Source organism: Arthrobacter sp. NPDC055585, assembly GCF_053619115.1.
Window position 1 is genome coordinate 215,498 of the sequence record NZ_JBSHIT010000003.1, and the last position, 14,468, is coordinate 229,965.

Genomic DNA, 14,468 nt, shown 5'->3' on the forward strand with positions numbered 1-14,468 from the left:
GACAGCATGGGTGCCATGGATAATCTGCTGGGTCCGGCTGAAGTTGCAGGCCTGCACCGCAGCCTGACTGCGGCCGCTCCCGCCCCCGGGCTCGCCCAGCTCCTCACGGCGGTGCCGGCGCTCGAGCCGCTTTCGCTCCGCGCGCGGACTGACCTTCTGGCCCAGGCACTGACCCACGCATATCCGGCGTACCAGGAAGCGGCAGCCGCTTACCGGGCTGCCCTGGCAGACCCGCAGTTCAAGGGGTGGATGATGTGGCCGGTCACCGAATCGGCTGTCACGCTGGCCCTGGCCGGCTCAGGGTCTGTCGACTTTGACGACGCCCTCGACCTGCTCGCTGAACTTACACCCCGCCTTACCAGTGAGTTCGCCATCCGCCGGCTCCTGGCAGCGGATCCGGTACGCGCACTGGCCCGTATCCAGACGTGGGCGCAGGATGCAGATCCAGCGGTTCGGCGGCTGGCCAGCGAGGGCACCCGGCCTTACCTTCCCTGGGCAATTCGTGTGCCCTGGCTGCTGGAGCACCCGGACGCGACCCTGCCTATCCTGGACGCCCTCCGCGATGATCCCAGCGAGGACGTGCGCCGGTCGGTGGCGAACCACCTGAATGACATCTCACGCCATGCCCCCGAGGTCACCGTGCAGACGGCTGCCCGCTGGCTGTCGGACCCGGCCCCCGCGACGGCGCGGCTCGTCCGTCACAGCCTCCGGACCCTGGTCAAGAAAGCTCATCCCGGTGCCCTTGAGCTGCTGGGCTTCGCGCCCGCGGACGTGGAAGTCCAGGGCCTTTCCACCCCGACGCCCGTAGTCACCCTTCCGGGAAAGCTCCAGTTCAGCTTCACCCTGAGGAACACGGGAAGTTCGACGGCGAGGCTTGCCGTGGACTACGTGGTGCACTACGTCAAAGCGCACGGCAGAACAGTCCCGGCGGTCTTCAAGCTCACAGTTCTTGAACTGGCACCGGGTGAAGCCCGCGCACTGTCCGGCTCGCATGCCTTCCATCAAATGACCACCCGCCGTCACTATGCCGGGGCACATCAGCTGCAGCTGCAGGTCAACGGGATTCGGCACGGCGCCCTGGCCTTTGAAGTCCGGCTGCCGGAACCGTAAGCGGACCGGGTCCGTCATGATGGATGCGCTCCTCCAGCAGGCGCAGTGGAAGGCCCGTCCCGCCCCATCCCTCACCAATAAACTCCGCCGCGATTGACACGGCAGTTTCCTCCGGTGTCCGCGCGCCCAGATCAAGCCCGATGGGGCTGCGCAGCGCCGCAAGCGCTTCAGGGCTCACCCCGGCGTCCAGCAGACGCTCTGTACGGTCGATGTGCGTGCGCCGGGAACCCATGGCCCCCACATAGGCAACCGCCGGTCCGGCCAGGACCTCCGCCAGGAGCGGGACGTCGAACTTTGGATCATGGGTAAGTACGCAGACCACCGTGCGGCCGTCGATCCGTCCCGCCTGCAGCTCGTCCCGGTAGTAAAGGTGCGGCCAGGAGGCAACCACCTCGTCCGCCGCCGGGAAACGTGCCGGCGTTGCAAAGACAGGCCGTGCGTCGCAGACGGTAACGCGGTAACCCAGGAATGATCCCAGCCGGGAGAGTGCCGCAGCGAAGTCGATGGCACCGAAGACCAGCATCCGCGGGGGCGGGGCAAAGGCGTTCAGGAACACACTCATTCCAGTATCCAGCCGTTCTCCCTCCGGCCCGTAGGTCAGTACGGCGCTGCGTCCGGCAGCCAGCAGGCCCAGCGCATCATCTGCGGCCGCCTGGTCAGCGCGGGCGCTTCCCAGGGAACCGCGGGTCCCTGACGGGAGGATGACCATCTTCCGGCCCAGCCGCCCGGGATCGGGGTGCTCGATCACCGTTGCCACGCCGACTGGTTCACCGGTGCTGATATCGTTCGCGGCCGGACCCAGTACCGCGCGGCTTCCGGGCGGAAGTGCCTCGATGAAGACCTCAATCGTGCCCCCGCAGGTGAGGCCAACGGCGAACGCATCATCGTCGCTTACGCCATAACGGGCAAGAACCGGCCCTGCGCCGCCGATGCAGTCCATGGACTGCTCATACACGGCCCCTTCCACGCAGCCGCCCGATACCGAGCCGATGACGGTGCCCGCAGCGGTTACCAGCATCTGGGCGCCCGGCGGACGGGGGGCCGAGTCCATGGTCCGCACCACAGTGCCCAGGGCAGCGGTCCGGCCGGCCTCCCACTCGGCCAGCAGGGTTGTCAGGACCTCATCCATGGGTTGTGCTGCTCCTTAATCGCAAACTGGTCCGTTCCGCCGATCAGGCCGATCAGGCCGATCGGCGCGCTGCACGCCTGCCCAGATGGTAGGCGGCAAAGGCGACGGCGCTGTACAGCCAGAGCTGGACGGCCGGTTGGCGCAGCTGTTCACCCACCACCCCGCGCATCAGCGCCAGCCCGTCGAGCCCCTGGACTTCTGCCGCCGCGGTCGGCGGAGACTGCATGGCTGGACGCGGCAGGGGTGGCGGCACCGGTGCCTCCCGGTGATCCTTCACGCCCAGTGCGGTGCCGGCCGGCTGTGCGGCGGCAGCAGTTCGCTGTGCCGCCGGCCTGCCCGCCGGATCCGGGCCGGTGTGGCCTGCGTCGCCGTCCGGCCCCGGGAAACCTCCGGTGTGCGGACCGCCGGGGACCGGAGTCTGCGCGGCACCGGACACTGTGTCGGGGACGGGAACGGTCTGCGCGCCGCCGGCCGGTCCGGAGCCCGCAGACCTGGCATTGACCATGGCTTGAAGATTCTCGGCGAACACGGCCATCATCTGCTCGGTAACACTTCCAATCACGCCTTTACCCATGGCCGCCGCCTTGCCGGACAGGCCGATGTCGGCGCTGACCAGCCCCTGGGTGCCCTCTCCGGCCTGCTCAAGTTTCAGGATCACCGTGGCCTGTGCGGTTCCCTGGCCCCGGACTTCCTTGGCGCTGCCCTGCAGCACAGCCCGGCGCGCCGCGGCGTCGCGTTCCAGCACGTTCAGCTGGCCCCGGTACTGCAGAGAAACCGGTCCGAGTTTAACCTTCATCCCCACCTGGTAGGCGTCGTCGTTGAGCTTGTTGAGGATCTGCGCGCCCGGGATGCAGCCGGCTACGGACTCGAAGTCCATGACGGCTTCCCACACCTCCGCGGGCGGGGCGTCGACGGTGAACGTGCTGTCAATGTCCATGGGCTAGTCCTGTTCTTCTGGGTTGGTGGCGGTGTGTGCCGGCAAGGGTCAGGGGAAGTTCTGTCAGCGAGTCATAGCTGTGTCCGCTGGTGAACGCGTCGCAGAAAGGAAGGGCGGCTGCCATGCCGCCGGCAGAGGGTTCAAAGCCAGGCGCCGCCTTCCGCGGGTTTACCCAGACAATCCGGTGTGCCAGCCGGCGGAGCCGTGCCATTTGCGCGGAGACGTCGACGGGCTCGTCCTGGGTCCAGCCGTCGGAAAAGATGACGACGACGGCGCCCCGGGCCATGCCCCGGCGTCCATGGTCATCCAGGAATGTCTTCAGGCTGCGGGCCAGAAGCGTTCCGCTGTCCCAGTGCGCCGTACTGCCCGCTGCTGCTGTCAGTGCCCGATCGGCGCTGCGGCCGCCCAGCTGCCGTGTCAGCCTTGAGATTCCAGTGGAGAACACAAAGGCCTCAGCATTCGAGCTGCCCACTGCGCCCTGGATCAGGGAGAGGAAAACCTGTGTATGTGCCGACATCGAGGCGGACACGTCGCACAGCAGCACCAGCCTGCGGGCCGCCGTCGTACGTTCTGTCCTTACCAGACGGCAGGCAGTCCCGCCGGAGCGTAAACCTGCCCGGGTGGTCCGGCGCAGGTCAAGGGTCCCGCCGTGCGGGCTGCGGCGGGTGCGGCGGGTAAGCCGGCGCGGAGTGGCCAGCACAATCCTGCGCACCAGCGCACTGATATCCGCCAGTTCGTCCCGGGTGAGACCGGCGAAGTTCTTGGCATGGAGCGACTCCTCCGCTGAGGCAGTCAGCAGGACGGCGTCTGTGTCCTGCCCGGAGGAATCGCCGGTGCCCGGAAGGACAGGGTGGAGTCTGGATGCCATCTCCGTGCCTGAGAGTGCGGTGGCAGTTTCCTGTGCCGTCCGGGCACGGGGTTCGGAGCCCACCGGAGGGGGAGCGTTCTGTTCGCCGCGGGTATCGGCCGGGTCCAGCATCCCGTCGAAAAGCGCGGAGAACACGGAGTCAAACACCGGCACCTGTTCGGCCCGGCTAAGCAGTACGGCGCGGCAGGTCCAGTACAGGCGGCTGCGGGAGGAGGGAGGAACCAGAGCAAGAGCCCGGGCCAGGTGAACGGTCTTATCCGGCGGGATCCCGATGCCGGCCCGCCGCAGCGCGCTTCCCAGCCCGGCCGAAAAAGCTGCCGTCTCGATGGCGGGGTTTCCCTGCACCGGGGCCGTCACGGCTGTCCTGCCAGCCAGGCCGGGCCACGGGCAGCCACGGTATCCAGGTCTTCACGGTTCTTCAGGACCATGCCGAGTGTTGCCTGGACCGTATCCGCACTGAGGTGCGCTATGTCCAGCAGGGATAGGGCGGAAACCCAGTCGACGGCTTCGGCAATCCCGGGAGGTTTGGCCAGATCCAGGCTGCGCATCCGGCGAAGCGCTTCGGCAGCTTCAAGGGCCAGCGGGGCGGAGGACGCCGGGACCCGGCGGCGGATGATTTCGGCTACGCGTTCCGGGGCGGGGTAGTCAATCCAGTGGTAGAGGCACCGGCGGGTCAGGGCGTCGTGCAGCTCGCGGGTGCGGTTGGACGTCAGGACGATGATGGGCGGATGCTGTGCACGGACCGTGCCCAGCTCCGGGATGCTCAGGGCTGCTTCGGCAAGGAGCTCGAAGGTGAACGCTTCGAACTCTGCGTCTGCCCGGTCAATCTCATCAAGCAGTAGGACGGCAGGCCGGGGTCCCGGGTGTTCCAGCGCCTGGAGGATGGGCCTGCGAAGCAGATACTCGGGGGAGTAGAGGTCCTCTTCGCGGATACCTGCGCCTCCCGACTCTGCAACCCGGATGCGCAGCAGCTGCCGGGGATAGTTCCATTCGTAAAGTGCCTCGGCTGCATCGATGCCTTCGTAGCACTGCAGGCGGTACAGCGGCGTGTCCAGCAGGAGAGCCAGTGTTTTGGCTGCCTCGGTCTTTCCTACGCCGGGTTCGCCTTCCAGAAGGATCGGCTGCGGCAGGCCCAGGGCCAGGAAAAGCGCTGTAGCCAGGCCCGGATCGGCCAGGTAATCGAGCTGTTCCAAAGCACCGGCCAGTGCTTCCGGGTCCGGATAGGGTTCGGCGGCAGAGATGCCTGCCGTATCAGGAAACGGCTGCATACCGGTCCGGGTCCCGTTGGAAGGCCGCCCGGCAGCCGGGACAGCAGAAGTAGGACGTGACTCCGCCGGCGTCGGCGCGGGGAGTCGCTGCACCGATCTCCACGGTCATGCCGCAGACCGGGTCTACCGCCTGGCCGGCGTTGTCCGAGCTCCCGCCTGCCGGGGTGGGCGCGGTTCCGGAGTCCTCTGCGGAAACTGCATCAGCTGCCTGTTCCGAGCGCAGAGCCGTGAACTCAGCCAGGATGGACAGCGCCGTTTCGGCCGGTGTCCGCGCACCAAGGGCCAACCCGGCGGGCGAGTGGACGCGGCCCCGCTGGTCCGGATCGACGTCGAGGGAGGCCAGCACTTCTGCGGCGCGCTTATGGCTGGCAACCAGCGCCACGTAGGGCACCCCGGCCCGGAGCGCCGCTTCCAGTGCCGCTTCTTCCCCGGTTCCGTGGGAGGCCACGACCAGCGCCGCGTCTGCGGCAACCGGTTCAGCTTCTCCGGGCGGGCGAAGGGTGATTCTCAGGTCCAGGCATGCGCCAAGCGCACTGAGCGCGTGGGCTACGGGTGTGTCTCCCACCACCAGCACGTGTGGCGGCGGCAGGACCGGCTGCAGGAAAATTTCCACGGCTCCTCCACTCAGGCACGGGTTCCGGACTTCGACCGCACCCTCGCCGGCGGCTGCTCCAGGTTCACCGGGCAGCACACGGAGGAGCAACGGATTTCCGGCGGACAGAGCCTGCAGTCCGTATTTGCGGACGGACCCCTGGACACAGTTACCGCCCACAAAACCAAACAGGGCGCCGTCGGCGTCGAGCAGCGCACTGTCACCGGGCCGGGCGCTTGTGGGCCGCTCGGCCCGCACCACCGTGGCCCGCACGAACGGAAGGCAAAGCTCCTCGAGCCTGCGGGCGCGGGCATCCGGGTCTGCTGGAAGCGTTTCCATGGGAATCCTCAGATTGGGGGCTGCGGGCGGCCCTGCATTGCCTCCCAGACCCGGGCGGGTGTGCAGGGCATGTCCATGTGCGTAATGCCGAACGGCGCCAATGCGTCGACGACGGCGTTCACAATCGCCGGCGGCGAACCCACGGTCGCTGACTCGCCGACCCCCTTGGCGCCGATCGGGTGGTGGGGCGACGGGGTCACGGTATGCCCGCTTTCCCAGTCCGGAACATCCATGGCGGTGGGGATGAGGTAGTCCATCAGAGATCCGCCCAGGTTGTTGCCCTCGGCGTCGAACTCAATGAACTCCATCAGCGCCATGCCCACGCCGTCGGCCAGCCCACCGTGCAGCTGGCCTTCGATGATCATCGGGTTGATGCGCGTGCCGCAGTCGTCGACGGCGATGAACCGGCGGACTTTTACGCGTCCGGTACCGGGGTCCACATCCACCACACAGATATACGCGCCGAAGGGGAAGGTCAGGTTGGGCGGGTCATAGGTGACTTCGGCATCCAGGTTGCCGTCGACGCCGTCGGGCAGTTCCATGGTGCCGTGCGCCGCCATGGCGATTTCGGACATTGTTCTGGAAGCTGACGGGTCGCCTTTGACGAACCACCGGCCCTTCTCCCATTCCAGGTCCTCGGGCCTGGTTTCCAGCATGGCTGCGGCAATCAGCCGGGCCTTCTCCCGCACCTTGCGGGAGACCAGGGCAACGGCTCCGCCGCTGACCGGAGTGGACCGGCTGCCGTAGGTGCCCAGTCCGAACGGCGTCTGGTCAGTGTCCCCATGCACCACATCGATGTCTTCGGGCGGGATTCCGAGTTCCTCGGCAACAATCTGCGCGAAGGTGGTTTCGTGTCCCTGCCCCTGACTCTGCACGGAGAGGCGGACCACCGCCTTCCCGGTCGGGTGCACGCGCAGTTCAGCGCCGTCGGCCATGCCCAGGCCAACAATGTCCATGTGTTTGCGGGGTCCTGCGCCGACGGTCTCGGTGAAGAAGGCAATACCAATTCCCATCAGTTCGCCGCGTTCGCGCCTGGCTGCCTGTTCCCGCCGGAGCTCGTCGTAGCCGGCCATGTCCAGTGCCTTGGCCAGGGCCGGTTCGTAGTTCCCGGAGTCGTACTCCCAGCCGGTTTTGTTGGCGTAGGGGAACTGGTCGGGCTGAATGAAGTTCTTTCGCCTCAGCTCCGCCGGGTCCATGTCCAGCCGCTGGGCCAGGATGTCAACCAGCCGTTCCACCAGATAGACGGCTTCCGTGACCCGGAAGGAGCAGGCGTAGGCCACCCCTCCGGGCGCCTTGTTGGTGTAGACACCCGTTACTTTGCAGTGCGCCGCCTGCAGGTCATAGCTGCCGGTGAAGATGTGGAAGAAGCCTGCAGGGTATTTGGTGGGCTGAGCGGTTGCGTTGAATGCTCCGTGGTCGGCCAGCACGCTGGTCCGCAGGCCCAGGATCTTGCCGTCCGCCGTGGCTGCTATCTGCCCGTTCATGATGTAGTCCCTGGCGAAGGACGTGGACATCAGGTTCTCCGAACGGTCCTCCATCCACTTGACCGGCTTGCCTGTAACGATCGATCCGACCACGGCCAGGATGTACCCGGGGTAGATGCCCACTTTATTGCCGAAGCCGCCGCCGATGTCCGGGGAGATGACCCGGATTTTGTGTTCGGGGATCCCGGCAACCATCGCGAACAGGGTCCGGTGGGCGTGCGGGGCCTGGGAGGTCTCATACAGCGTGAGCTTTCCGTCCACCGGGTCGAAGTCCGCGATGGCCCCGCAGGTTTCCATCGGTGCCGGGTGGACGCGCGGATAAATAACTTCCTGCTCAATCACCACATCGGCGGCGGCGAACACTGCGTCGGTTTCGGCGGAGTCTCCGGCTTCCCAGTCGAAGATGTGATTGTCGGTGCGACCCGGCATTTCATCACGGACCACTGCGGCATCCGCGTCCAGGGCCCGGCGGGCGTCGATGACTACCGGCAGCGGTTCGTATTCGACCTCGATCAGTTCCAGGGCGTCACGGGCGGCATAGCGGTCTTCTGCCACAACAAAGGCCACCTCCTGGCCCTGAAACCGGACTTTGTCCGTGGCCAGCACTGCCTGGACGTCCGCGGAGAGGGTGGGCGCCCAGGCCAGGTTCAGCCCCTCAAGGTCGGCTCCGGTGATGACCGCCCGGACCTTCGGATGCGCCAGCGCTTCGGACGGATCGATGGACACGATCCGCGCGTGGGCAAGGGGAGAACGGAGGATGGCTCCGTGCAGCATTCCGGGCAGGGTGATGTCGTCCACGTAACGTCCGCGCCCCCGGACAAAACGGGGATCCTCCTTACGCTGCATCCGGCCAAAGCCGATGGGCCGGTCCGGACTGTCCGCAGCGGGGTTCGCTTCGCGCTCTGCCGTGGTCATGGTGTGTTTCCCTCCTCCGGAGAGGTGACTCTCTGGGCGGTTTCCGGAATGTCGCGGATGTCGACGTCGTTGGCGAACTCGCCGTCGTAGTCTCCGCCGGTGTAGTTCCCGCCGGAACCTTCATCCGCCCCGAGGCTGGAAGCAGCAGGGTGTTCGGCCGCCCACCGGATGGAGCGGACGATCGTCGCGTACCCGGTGCACCGGCAGATCTGCCCGGAGATGGCTTCCCTGATTTCGCCGGGCTCCGGATCCGGATTCCGGTCCAGGAGCGCCCTGGCGGTCATCATCATCCCGGGAGTGCAGAACCCGCACTGGAGTCCGTGTTCAGCCATAAATCCCTGCTGGACCGGATCGAGCCGGCCATCCACTTCCAGGCCCTCAACCGTGCGGATGGCATGTCCGTCTGCCATGACTGCCAGGACTGTGCAGGACTTCACCGGTTCGCCGTCCAGCAGGACCACACAGGCGCCGCAGTTGGTGGTGTCGCAGCCCCAGTGCGTGCCCGTCATACCCAGCTGCTCGCGAAGGTAATGGACCAGCAGTACACGGGGTTCGACGTCGCTGGTCACGTCGGCGTCGTTGATGGTGAGGCTGATTTCCATTGGCTTAGTCCTTCTGGAGGGCGGCGGCGCGTTCGCAGGAGCGCGTAAGCACGCGGGTGGTGAGTTCACGGGCAAGGTGGCGCTTGTAGTCAGCGGGACCGCGCTGGTCGGCCACGGGGTTGCAGGCAGCCGCAGCCAGCCGTCCAGCCTCGGCAATCAGCTCAGGTTCGGGACGCCGGCCGAGCAGCACGGCTTCGGCTTCAGCCGCCGTGCCGTCCAGTCCCACGGCCGTCAGTCCGATGGAGGCCTGAGCTACAGATCCGTCAGATGCGAGGGCCACTGCTGCTCCGGCAGCCGTAATCGCCCAGTCACCCACGCGGCGTTCAACCTTCTCGTAGGAACTGCTCTGCCCGGGAACAATGGGGAACCGGATTTCACAGAGGACTTCGTTGGGGGCAGCAGCGGTTTCATACGGGCCCCGGTGAAACTCCGGCATGGACAGGGTGCGGCTTCCGCCGGGACCCCGCAGCACCACCTCCGCCCGCAGTACAGAGCAGACAGTGGAGAGGTCCTCCGCCGGGTCAGCCTGGCACAGCGAACCGCCGATCGTGCCCCGGTTGCGGACTACCGGGTCGGCAATAAACCGCTCCGCCTCCGCGATGATCGGAAAGAGCTCCGCCGCATCCGGGGACTCGAGGAGGGTGTTGTGGCGGGTCAGGGCTCCCACCCGAAGCCACTGGGCCTCCCGCACGATGTAGTCCAGCTCAAACAGGTCGTTGATGTCGATAAGCCATTCCGGCCGGGCCAGACGCAGTTTCATCATGGGCAGCAAGCTGTGGCCTCCGGCCACAATCCGCGATTCCGGGCCATAGCGGTCCAGCAGCGCGACGGCGTCTGCCACATCCGTGGCACGGGCGTAGTCAAATGGAGCGGGTATCTGCACGATATCCCCTTTGATATCCGATGCTGCGCCCGGGGCAGCTCACCTCGCGGCGAACCTGCAGCGGGCTGGTTTCGCTAAGGTTGCCGTTGGCTTCCTGAGGTGTCAATATCCACCTAAGCGAAAGGTTATGATGCCGTGCCGATGACGCTGAGCCAGTTGCGGACGTTTGCGCTGGTGGCGCGTCTGGGTTCGGTCCGCGAGGCGGCGAAAGAGCTCGGAGTCAGCGAGCCGGCGGTGTCCGGAGCGCTTGCCTCTCTGCGAAGTGACCTCGGTGATGCCCTGGTGGTCCGGTCCGGCAGCGGCATCGCGCTCACTGCAGGCGGCCGTGCGCTTGCGGCATACGCCCAGGAGATCGTCGGCCTGGTGGAGCAGTCCCGTCGGGAAGTTGCCCTTGCTTCCCGGGCCGGCGACGAGCTGCGGGTCCTGGCTACGCCCGCCTTCGCCGAACATGCTGCCGGACGGTTGCTCGAGGCCTTTGCCCGGCGTGTACCGGGTCCTGCGCCGCGCGTCGTCGTCGACTCCGCTTCTGATGCCGGTGCCCTGCTGGCCGAACGTGCCTATGACATCGCCCTGGGTGCGCGTCCGGCGGGCGGCTCAGGATTGCAGGCGCTGCCCTTCCTGCGCTACCACCGGGTCCTGGTGGCGGTTCCGGACCATCCCGTCGCCACGCTGCGGCCGGGGCGGCATACAGCCGCCGTTCTTGCACAGCGCTGGTTCACCGGTCCGCTCTCCGAAGCAACGGGAGAGGAACAGCGGTGGATGGCCCGGCTTCCCGTGATGCCGGAGCTGGTACAGCTGGACAGTGAAGCAGCCGGTCTGGCTGCCGTTCGTGCGGGGGAGGGCATCATGCTGGCGGTGGCACACGTGGTCCGGCGCGAGCTGGAAGCAGCAGAACTGGTGCAGGTTCCGTTTCCGGGGACACCGCTGACCGGGCTGTGGTGGGCCACCACCCTTGCGGGCGCACGGGCGGCGCCGGATGCACTCTATCTGCAGCGGTTTGCGGCCAGTGCCGAAGCGACGGAGGCCATGATGGCTGCCGCCGGCCCCCGGGGTCTGGTCCGGCGCGGCACGAGGGTCCACGTGGCGCTGTGGAGCAATCCGGCGGCCCGGTCCGTAAAGGGTGCTCCCGGGCCGCGTTAAGCGCTTCGTCGCCGGCGGTTGCGGCGGATCAGCGCGGCACCGGCCGTTCCGGCGCCGCAGCGGTGACCGGGGACGCCGTCCAGGCGTACTGTCGATGTGTGCCTGAGCGTGCCGGGCCGGGACGCCGCGGGCGGGTCTCGCGTCCTTCACAGGTGGTCTTCCTCGGTTTCGTAGCCGCGGCCCTCTGCGGAACGGGACTGCTGATGCTGCCTGCCTCGGACGCCGTTCCCGGCAGCGCTTCCTTCACGGATGCCTTGTTCACCGCGGTCTCAGCCCTGTGCGTGACCGGACTCTCCGTGGTGGAAACCCATGTGTACTGGTCCACCTTCGGACATGTGGTCATCCTGGTGCTGATCCAAATCGGCGGGCTGGGAGTCATGACGTTCGCCTCCATTGTGGGCCTGGCCGTCATTGGCCGGTTCAGCTTCCGGTCACGGCTGCAGGCGATTGCCGAGAACCGGAGCCAGGAGCTGAACGAAACGCCCCGGGTGATCAGCGGCGTCGTACGGATTTCCCTCCTCACTGAGGCAGTGGTGGCCCTCCTCCTGGCCCTGCGGTTTTGGCTGGGTTACGGGAAGGACCCGGGGGAAGCCGTGTGGCTGGGCGTTTTCCATGCCGTCTCGGCATTCAACAACGCCGGCTTTTCGCTCTTTCCCCGCAACTTTGAAGGCTACGCTTCCGATCCGCTGGTGTGCCTTCCCGTGTCAGCGGCAGTGATCATCGGAGGGCTGGGGTTCCCCGTGCTTGTCCAGCTCCGCCGGGCCTGGCGTAAGCCGATCCACTGGTCCATCAACACCCGCCTGGTCGTGTGGGGGACCCTGATCCTGCTGCCCGCCGGAACCCTGTTTATTGCTCTGTGCGAGTGGAACAATCCGCAGACCCTGGGAGCTCTCTCCGGCCCCGAACGGTTCCTCGCCGCGTTCTTTATGTCCGTCCAGACGCGGACGGCCGGATTCAGCTCGATTGACGTAGCGCAGATGGATGCGCTGTCCTGGTTGGGCATGGACGCCCTCATGTTCATCGGTGCAGCTCCGGCCGGTACCGGTGGCGGCATCAAGGTGACGACCTTCGCGGTGCTGGTTTTCGCCGTCTTTGCCGAAGCCCGCGGCAACCCGGAGGTGACGGCGATGGGCAAGATGCTCCCCGCCTACACCGCGCGGCAGGCACTCGTGGTGGGGCTCGTTGCTGCCGGGCTCATCGGAGTATCAACTGCAGCACTGATGGCCATGACGGAGTACTCCATGGACCGCCTGCTGTTCGAAACTGTCTCTGCGTTTGGCACGGTCGGGCTGTCCACCGGAGTATCTTCGGCGCTGCCCGTAGCTGGAGAGCTGATCCTGGTGGTACTGATGTTCACAGGCAGGCTTGGCCCTATCCTGCTGGCTTCCGCGCTGGCGCTGCAGGAGCGCAGACTGAAGTACAGGCTTCCCGAGGAAAGGCCGATCATTGGCTAAGCTCAGTCTTTTTTCCGGCAGGGAATCGGCACGGATCAGTGAGTCCGACGCCGTCGCGGTGATTGGCCTGGGACGGTTCGGACAGTCGCTGGCCCTGGAACTTATGGCCAGTGGCGTCGACGTGCTGGGGGTCGACGGGGAACAGCACGTGGTGCAGAGCCTGGACGGGCGGCTGACCTACCTGGTGATGGCCGATGCCACGCAGGAGGATGTTCTGCGGCAGCTCTCCATCCCTGAATTCAACCGGGTTGTGGTGGCCATCGGGCAGGATATCGGCGCCAGCATCCTCATTGTCTCCCTTCTGCTGCGGTTCGGCGTGCCGCAGATCTGGGCGGAAGCCGTCAGCGAAGCGCACGGAACGGTCCTGCAGCAGCTGGGCGTTCAGCACGTCATCTTCCCGGAAAAGGATATGGGCCGCCGGGTCGCCCATCTGGTAAAGGGGAGTCTGCTGGACTACATCCCGCTGGGCGACAACTTTGCTGTCATCGAGACTTCGCCGCGGCAGTTTTTGACCGGCTCCACCATCTACGAGGCTCAGGCGAGGCGGCGGTACGGCGTCGTCATTGTTGCCGTCCGCAAGTCCGACGGCGAGTGGCAGTTCGCGGAGCCCGACCTGATGATCCAGGAGGGTGACGAACTGCTGGTGGCGGGGCCTACGAAGAAAGCCGAGGCTTTCAGCCGGCAGTAGCGTCCCGTGTCCTTTCCCTAGGTCTGTGTAACGGCACCCATGTGTCGCAATCATGACGCACCGGATGTGATGCGGGTTATATACTCAACGCAAATTGGATTGAGTCCAAGTTTGACCGGTCACCAAGGGCCGGTTCCGTTTGCATGAGGAGCCATTGTGAAACAGAGTGACCGGCCTACTGACCAGCCCCGGCAGGATTATGGATACTTCGGCCCGGAGAGCATCAGCTGGAGGTTGTACTCGGATGCGTCGTCGAAACTGGGCGGGATTGCCGCGCTCCTGCTCCAGGCTCTGAATCCCAGCATGATGCGGCTGTTCACCGCAGTCAGTGCAGCCGGCCAGGATCCGGTGGCCCGCGGAGAACGTACGGGACAATACATCGACACCACGATCTTCGGAGACAAGGCACACGCTGACGCCGCCGCACGCTCTGTGCGCGGAATGCACAAGCATGCGAACTGGCAGGATCCGGTGACGGGAGAGACGCTGCGCGCCGAGACTACTGAATGGATGGATTGGACCCACAACACCCTGGTGTTTGCCGTTCTGCGCGCTGCCGATGCATTCGGGCCTAAACTCACCGTCCAGGAACAGGACCAGTTTGTTGTGGAGCAGCACGTTGCGGCGGAGCTGGTGGGGATCGAACCGTCGCGGCTTCCGGCTACCTACGCGGACCTGGAGAAGTACATTGACGAACAGCGGCACTGGCTGGCGCTCTGCCTGCCCGCCGCGGAGGTTAGCCAGGCGATCCGCCAGCCGTCCCTGCGGGGCAACCCGGTCAAGGTCTGGACGGGCATTGTTATCCAGGACGGCATTCTCTCCCTGCTTCCGGACTGGGCCCTGCTGCTCTACGGTGTGGCGGGCCGTCCGATGAATCTGCGCAGTGCGGCGAAGACCACCAAGGGCATGATGGCCGCAGCCCGGCGCAACCGCTCCTACGAGGATGTCATCACCGACCTCACGACGAAGGTTGATACCCACCCATACCGGAAAGTCCGCAACCGTGCCGGTAAATAGGTTCCTGTTTCTGCGCAGTATCGGGAGCCGTGCTCGTGCGTG

The 14,468-nt window shown here is 66.3% G+C and carries 13 protein-coding genes; 5 read left to right on the top strand and 8 right to left on the bottom strand.

Annotated elements, in window-relative coordinates:
• Positions 1-15 precede the first annotated feature (15 nt).
• Positions 16-1,110, top strand: a complete 1,095-nt coding sequence (locus ACWGQ2_RS07285; protein WP_452015768.1) for a DNA alkylation repair protein — start codon at positions 16-18, stop codon at positions 1,108-1,110.
• Here the strand turns inward: ACWGQ2_RS07285 and ACWGQ2_RS07290 are convergent.
• From ACWGQ2_RS07290 to ACWGQ2_RS07325, 8 genes are read right to left on the bottom strand one after another with little or no spacing between them, the layout of a single operon-like run.
• Entirely contained in the window at positions 1,055-2,239 is a 1,185-nt protein-coding gene (locus ACWGQ2_RS07290; protein ID WP_452015770.1) for an XdhC family protein, read from the bottom strand. The two genes, ACWGQ2_RS07285 and ACWGQ2_RS07290, sit on opposite strands and share 56 nt — an antisense overlap.
• 52 nt (positions 2,240-2,291) lie before the next feature.
• On the bottom strand, positions 2,292-3,176 hold the full coding sequence (locus ACWGQ2_RS07295; protein WP_452015772.1) for an SRPBCC family protein: 885 nt from the start codon (positions 3,174-3,176) through the stop codon (positions 2,292-2,294).
• The gene (locus ACWGQ2_RS07300; protein ID WP_452015774.1) at positions 3,166-4,401 is read right to left on the bottom strand and encodes a vWA domain-containing protein; all 1,236 of its coding nucleotides are present in this window, start codon (positions 4,399-4,401) and stop codon (positions 3,166-3,168) included. Before ACWGQ2_RS07300 ends, ACWGQ2_RS07295 begins: the two co-directional genes overlap by 11 nt.
• On the bottom strand, positions 4,398-5,312 hold the full coding sequence (locus ACWGQ2_RS07305; protein ID WP_452015776.1) for an AAA family ATPase: 915 nt from the start codon (positions 5,310-5,312) through the stop codon (positions 4,398-4,400). The genes ACWGQ2_RS07300 and ACWGQ2_RS07305 overlap by 4 nt, the downstream gene beginning before the upstream one ends.
• Positions 5,296-6,243, bottom strand: coding sequence for an XdhC family protein (locus ACWGQ2_RS07310; RefSeq protein ID WP_452015778.1), 948 nt, complete (start codon positions 6,241-6,243; stop codon positions 5,296-5,298). The genes ACWGQ2_RS07305 and ACWGQ2_RS07310 overlap by 17 nt, the downstream gene beginning before the upstream one ends.
• A gap of 8 nt (positions 6,244-6,251) precedes the next feature.
• A complete protein-coding gene (locus tag ACWGQ2_RS07315; RefSeq protein ID WP_452015780.1) occupies positions 6,252-8,642 on the bottom strand; it encodes an aerobic carbon-monoxide dehydrogenase large subunit in 2,391 nt (796 codons plus the stop codon).
• Positions 8,639-9,244, bottom strand: coding sequence for a (2Fe-2S)-binding protein (locus ACWGQ2_RS07320; protein WP_452015782.1), 606 nt, complete (start codon positions 9,242-9,244; stop codon positions 8,639-8,641). Before ACWGQ2_RS07320 ends, ACWGQ2_RS07315 begins: the two co-directional genes overlap by 4 nt.
• Before the next feature lie 4 nt (positions 9,245-9,248).
• Complete coding sequence (locus tag ACWGQ2_RS07325; protein ID WP_452015784.1) at positions 9,249-10,127, bottom strand: FAD binding domain-containing protein; 879 nt, start codon at positions 10,125-10,127, stop codon at positions 9,249-9,251.
• Between the two features lie 141 nt (positions 10,128-10,268).
• On the opposite strand from ACWGQ2_RS07325, the gene ACWGQ2_RS07330 reads away from it, so the two are divergent.
• The 4 genes from ACWGQ2_RS07330 to ACWGQ2_RS07345 all read left to right on the top strand — a co-directional run bounded on the left by ACWGQ2_RS07330 (position 10,269) and on the right by ACWGQ2_RS07345 (position 14,426).
• Positions 10,269-11,267, top strand: coding sequence for a LysR family transcriptional regulator (locus ACWGQ2_RS07330; protein WP_452016076.1), 999 nt, complete (start codon positions 10,269-10,271; stop codon positions 11,265-11,267).
• A 98-nt stretch (positions 11,268-11,365) separates the two neighbouring features.
• Complete coding sequence (locus ACWGQ2_RS07335; RefSeq protein ID WP_452015786.1) at positions 11,366-12,721, top strand: TrkH family potassium uptake protein; 1,356 nt, start codon at positions 11,366-11,368, stop codon at positions 12,719-12,721.
• Positions 12,714-13,409, top strand: a complete 696-nt coding sequence (locus tag ACWGQ2_RS07340) for a potassium channel family protein (protein WP_452015788.1) — start codon at positions 12,714-12,716, stop codon at positions 13,407-13,409. The genes ACWGQ2_RS07335 and ACWGQ2_RS07340 overlap by 8 nt, the downstream gene beginning before the upstream one ends.
• Positions 13,410-13,565: 156 nt before the next feature.
• Complete coding sequence (locus tag ACWGQ2_RS07345) at positions 13,566-14,426, top strand: oxygenase MpaB family protein (protein WP_452015790.1); 861 nt, start codon at positions 13,566-13,568, stop codon at positions 14,424-14,426.
• Positions 14,427-14,468 lie beyond the last annotated feature (42 nt).

What these genes read in the sequence shown, in the direction of transcription:
- ACWGQ2_RS07285 (WP_452015768.1), top strand. Translation starts at nt 16, where the DNA reads ATGGATAATCTGCTGGGTCCGGCTGAAGTTGCAGGCCTGCACCGCAGC.
- ACWGQ2_RS07290 (WP_452015770.1), bottom strand. Translation starts at nt 2,239, where the DNA reads ATGGATGAGGTCCTGACAACCCTGCTGGCCGAGTGGGAGGCCGGCCGG.
- ACWGQ2_RS07295 (WP_452015772.1), bottom strand. Translation starts at nt 3,176, where the DNA reads ATGGACATTGACAGCACGTTCACCGTCGACGCCCCGCCCGCGGAGGTG.
- ACWGQ2_RS07305 (WP_452015776.1), bottom strand. Translation starts at nt 5,312, where the DNA reads ATGCAGCCGTTTCCTGATACGGCAGGCATCTCTGCCGCCGAACCCTAT.
- ACWGQ2_RS07310 (WP_452015778.1), bottom strand. Translation starts at nt 6,243, where the DNA reads ATGGAAACGCTTCCAGCAGACCCGGATGCCCGCGCCCGCAGGCTCGAG.
- ACWGQ2_RS07315 (WP_452015780.1), bottom strand. Translation starts at nt 8,642, where the DNA reads ATGACCACGGCAGAGCGCGAAGCGAACCCCGCTGCGGACAGTCCGGAC.
- ACWGQ2_RS07320 (WP_452015782.1), bottom strand. Translation starts at nt 9,244, where the DNA reads ATGGAAATCAGCCTCACCATCAACGACGCCGACGTGACCAGCGACGTC.
- ACWGQ2_RS07330 (WP_452016076.1), top strand. Translation starts at nt 10,269, where the DNA reads ATGACGCTGAGCCAGTTGCGGACGTTTGCGCTGGTGGCGCGTCTGGGT.